Source organism: Pseudonocardia sp. (assembly GCF_025965585.1).
Taxonomy (GTDB): Bacteria; Actinomycetota; Actinomycetes; order Mycobacteriales; family Pseudonocardiaceae; genus Pseudonocardia.
The window spans coordinates 1-4,867 of the sequence record NZ_JAOPWR010000284.1; the positions used below are offsets into that span (position 1 = coordinate 1).

Below are 4,867 nucleotides of genomic sequence, written 5' to 3' on the forward strand. Positions count from 1 at the left end.
GCCACCGCGAGCTGCGCGGCCAGCGCCGGGTCGCGGCCGCGCAGCGCGTCGGACCGCACGGCCACCTGGCGGGACACCGCGACGTCGCGCTCGCGCCCGGTCGCCACCCCCTGCACGACGCTGTACGCGCCGAGCCCGACGGCCACCAGCAGCAGCACGGCGAGCGCCGCCACCAGTTGCTTCAGCCGGCGGGCCTGGTGGTGCCGGTAGGTCGTGCGGGCCCGGTCGACGTCGACGCTGGCGCCGAGGAAGCGCTGTTCGAGGTCGTTGAGGTCCGCCCCCGGGGCCGCGGCCCGCTCCGCCGCCGCGACCAGGCGCGCGCCGCGCAGCAGCACGTCGGGGTCCTCGTCGTGGTCGCGCCAGTCGCGTGCGGCCTCGGCGAGCTGGCGGCGGGCGACGATCCCGACGCGGTCGGCCTCGATCCAGCCCTGCAGCCGCGGCCAGGCGGCGAGCAGCGCCTCGTGCGCGAGCTCGACCGTGCCCGGCCCGACCACCACGAGCCGCCTGGCGACGAACTCGTCGAGCAGGTCGGCCGCGGCGGCCGGCAGCTCGTCGCGGTCCACCTGCCGGCGGGTGACCAGCGCGTCCGGCGTGACGTGGACGAGCCGCAGGAACAGCGCGCGGACCGCCTCCTCGCGCTCCGGCTCGAGCGCGGTCATGGCGTCCTCGGCGCTGCGGGCGACGGCGCCGCCGAGCCCGCCGATCGCCCGGTAGTCGGCCACGGTCATCCGCGCCCCGCCACCGCGGTCCCAGGTGGCGAGCAGGGCGTGAGACAGCAGCGGCAACGGGCCGACACCCGCCTCGCCCCGCCGTGCGACGTCGGCCAGCAGCAGCTCCACCAGACCGGCCTCGACGGTGAGGCCCGCACGGGCGGCCGGGGCCAGCACGATCTCGCGCAGCTCGTCCGGCCCGGGGGGCTCGACGATCACCTGGTTCACCTGCAGCGCAGCGGCGAGCACCGGGTGCTGCAGAGCGCGCGCGTAGAAGTCGGCCCGCATCCCGATCACCACGTCGACGGCCGACAGCGCCCCGACGAACGCGGTGCGCTCGTCGTCTGACACGTCATCGGCGAAGACCTCCTCGAACTGGTCGACCACCAGCACGGTGCGGCCCTCGCCCGGCTCGGCGAGCGCCTCCTCCAGCGCCGCCGAGGGGTGCCGGCCCGGCGTCATGATCACCGCCCGCACGCCCTCGTGGTCGGCGAACGCGGGAACGACGCCGGCACGCAGCACCGACGACTTGCCGGCCCCCGACGGCCCGACCACCATCAGCGGGCGCGCCTCGCCCGCGAGGATGCGCGTCACGACCGCGGCCGTGAGGCGCGTGCGCCCGTAGAACCAGTCGGCGTCGGCGCTGCCGTAGGACTCCAGCCCGCGGTACGGCGCACCGCCCGCGGGACGGCGGCGCGACGGGTGCGGGGTGCGCAGCACCGCGTCACGCCAGGCCTCGACCACCTCCGGCTCGTCGGCGCCGCAGGCGCTCAGCACGAGCTCCAGACGGTCGAGCGCCGGCTTGTGCCGGCCGCTGAAGTAGCCGCCGAGCGTGCTGTGCACGATGCCGGTCCGCTTCTGGACCTCCCGGACGGTGAGCCCCGCGCGTTCCCGTAGCAGGGTCAGCTCGCGCGCGAGGTCGGTGACCGACTCGATGCGCGAGGGATCGGGTCGGGAATCGTCCACCACGGCCTCCTGCTCGGCGTACCCCGGAAGCACGCGCAACGCCTAGATCGTTCGGATCGGGCCAGATGTGACAGCCGCGGCAGACGCCCGCCTGTCGGACGGACCTGTACAGCTTTGATCGGCTCGCCCCAGGAGCCGCTGACAGCGGCGCGGGCCTGACGAAACTGTCCACAATGCTCGGGTTCATCCCCGTCGGCCCGAGATGATCGCCGGAACGGGGCCCTGCAAGCGATTCCTCGACGAGGTCGGAACCGGTCTGCGGCAGGCCGAACCCGCCGCCTGTCGCGGTGAACGACGACTGGGGATGTTCTCCGGAAGGACGATGTTCATCGGGATGCTCGTCGCGATGTCGGTGATACGTGTCCGGGCGGCGGCATCCGGCTGGGTCTCGAGGTCGTCGGCCCCGACGGGTTCGGTCCCGTCCGGGTCGGGACGCCGAGGCGGCGGATGGGCCGTGTTCGGTGCGCAGCGGGCCGTCGTGGAGTCGGCGGGGACATGCGTGATCCCCGGGCCGCATCATCGGATGCGCAAGCCGAGCAGGACGGGCTCGGGCCCGGGGATCACGGGTGACTGTCTGGGTTTGCGCCGGCACCACTCACCGGCTTCCACAAACGGTCGGAGAAATGTCCTGTGGTGCTAGCGGACAGCCACCTCACGAGTCCTGTTGCTGATCAACGCTGGACCACCTCCTCTCACGTGTAGGGCCACCCTACGGCCGCCGGGCCTCATCCCGCCACGTCGATTTCGGAACGGGCCGGCGCCTTCGGTCGGCGCCGTCCAGACGAGCGGGCCGTGGCCGGTGTGGCCCGTACGGCCGTCCAGAGCGCGTCGGCCGACACCGCTCCCGCCGGGGTCGCGCCCCGGTCGGGCGGCTCCAGGGTGCGCGCGACCACCTCGAGCGGGTCGACGGTGCTCGGGCGGCCGGGGCGCGGAGTCCCGCCCCGGCGCGGCTACCCCGAAACGGTGGCCCGCAGCGCTGCGTCCTTCGCGAGCACCGAGCTCGCGAGCTCCGCCTGGAAGGCCGCCATCCGCACCAGCAGCTCCGGGTCGCCCGTCGCCAGCATCCGGACGGCGAGCAGGCCGGCGTTGCGCGCGCCGCCCACGGCCACCGTCGCGACCGGCACCCCGGCGGGCATCTGGACGATGGAGAGCAGCGAGTCGAGACCGTCCAGTCGCGCCAGCGGCACCGGCACGCCGACCACCGGCAGCGGGGTGGCCGCGGCGACCATGCCGGGCAGGTGCGCCGCGCCGCCGGCGCCCGCGATGATCACCCGCAAGCCGCGCTCCACCGCGCCGGTGGCGTAGTCGAGCATCCGCTGCGGCGTGCGGTGCGCGGAGTACACGCCCACCTCGTAAGCCACGTCGAACTCGGCGAGCGCGGTGGCCGCGGCCTCCATGACGGGCCAGTCCGAGTCACTGCCCATGATCACGCCCACGCGGACGTCAGCCACGCTCCACCTCTCCCACCTGCAGTCCGACGAGCAACACGTCCGCCGGAACCTATCCGACCGGCGTGCCGCTCGTCGCGGGCGACGGCGACCCGTGCACCGACCAGCCGTCCGCCCACGTCGCCGTCGAGAGCCATTCGGCCGCCAGCGCCGCCTTCGCACGCACCTTCTCCATGTCCTCGCCCAGCGCCGTGACGTGGCCGACCTTGCGGGCGGGGCGCTCGGACTTGCCGTAGAGGTGCACCTTGACGTCGGGGAAGCGGGCGAAGAGGTGGTGCACGCGCTCGTCCACGCTCATCGCGACCGGCTCGGGTGCGCCCAGCACGTTGGCCATGACGACCGCGGGCGAGGTCGGGGCGGTGGCACCGAGCGGGTAGTCGAGCACCGCGCGCAGGTGCTGCTCGAACTGCGACGTGCGCGAGCCCTCGATCGTCCAGTGCCCGGAGTTGTGGGGCCGCATCGCGAGCTCATTGACCACCAGGTCGCCCGTGTCGGTCTCGAACAGCTCGACGGCCAGCAACCCCGTCACCCCGAGCTCGGACGCGATACGCACCGCCAGCTCCTGGGCCGCCACGGCGCGGTCCTCGTCGAGGCCGGGAGCGGGGGCGAGCACCTGCACGCACTGCCCGTCGGCCTGCACGGTCTCCACCACGGGCCACGCCGCGGCCTGCCCGAACGGCGACCGCGCGACGAGAGCGGCCAGCTCCCGGCGCATCGGCACGCGCTTCTCGATCATGAGCGGCGTGCCCGCCGCGAGCAGCTCGGCGACGAGCTCGGGCGTCGGCTCCATCCAGACGCCGCGCCCGTCGTACCCGCCACGGACGGCCTTGAGCACCGACGGGCCGTGCTCGGCGAGGAACGCCACGGCGTCCGACGGTGCCAGCACCTCCGCGAACGGCGGCACCGCGGCCCCGAGCGCGCCGAGCCTGCGGCGCATCACGAGCTTGTCCTGGGCGTGCAGCAGGGCGTCCGGGCCGGGCTGGACGTTCACGCCGTCGGCGACGAGCGCGCGGAGGTTCTCCTGCGGCACCTGCTCGTGGTCGAACGTGACGGCGGCACAGCCGCGGGAGAAGGCGCGCAGCGCGTCGAGGTCGCCGGCCCCACCCGGACGGACGTCGGCGCACACGAGCGCGGCCGGCTCGCCGGGGTCCACCGCGAGGACGCGCAGCGACTGGCCGAGCGCGATGGCGGCCTGGTGGGTCATGCGTGCGAGCTGGCCGGCGCCGATCATGCCGACGGTGGGGAGAGGAGCGGACGCGTTCACGGTGACAGGAGCCTACGCGCGCCCGGGCGGCACTCCCTCCCCTGGTGGAAAGGTCACCTCTGTCCTGAGAGCAAGGTAACGGTGGCGCCCCGGTAAGTCCCTCACCCGTGTCCCTCTGGCACGATCGACAACGTGTCGGTCGTCGGAACAGTGCTCTCAGCCATCCCGGAGCCCTACCGGACGCTGGCCATCAAGCACCGCGAGCTGGTCAAGTTCGGGGTCGTGGGCGGCACCACGTGGGTGATCGACACCGCTGTGTTCCTGATCCTCAAGTCCACGGTGCTGGAGGCCAAGCCGCTCACCGCCAAGGTGATCGCCGTGCTGGTGGCCACGATCGTGTCCTACGTCTTCAACCGCGAGTGGTCCTTCCGCACCCGCGGCGGACGTGAGCGCCACCACGAGGCCCTGCTGTTCTTCGTCATCAGCGGCGTCGGCGTGGTCGTCTACACCGCGCCGCTCGCGATCTCGCGCTACCTGCT

4 protein-coding genes are annotated in these 4,867 nt (G+C 73.9%); 1 reads left to right on the plus strand and 3 read right to left on the minus strand.

Annotated elements, in window-relative coordinates:
- From JWR81_RS17860 to JWR81_RS17870, 3 genes are all read right to left on the minus strand, one after another.
- Positions 1 to 1,676: helix-turn-helix domain-containing protein (locus tag JWR81_RS17860; RefSeq protein ID WP_297653628.1), on the minus strand; the 1,676-nt coding region annotated here is incomplete at its 3' end.
- Between the two features lie 950 nt (positions 1,677 to 2,626).
- On the minus strand, positions 2,627 to 3,127 hold the full coding sequence (purE, locus tag JWR81_RS17865; protein WP_297653631.1) for a 5-(carboxyamino)imidazole ribonucleotide mutase: 501 nt from the start codon (positions 3,125 to 3,127) through the stop codon (positions 2,627 to 2,629).
- Positions 3,128 to 3,176: 49 nt separating this feature from the next.
- Positions 3,177 to 4,388, minus strand: a complete 1,212-nt coding sequence (locus tag JWR81_RS17870; protein WP_297653634.1) for a 5-(carboxyamino)imidazole ribonucleotide synthase — start codon at positions 4,386 to 4,388, stop codon at positions 3,177 to 3,179.
- A gap of 132 nt (positions 4,389 to 4,520) precedes the next feature.
- On the opposite strand from JWR81_RS17870, the gene JWR81_RS17875 reads away from it, so the two are divergent.
- On the plus strand, positions 4,521 to 4,867 hold a 347-nt coding region (locus JWR81_RS17875; RefSeq protein ID WP_297653637.1), incomplete at its 3' end, for a GtrA family protein.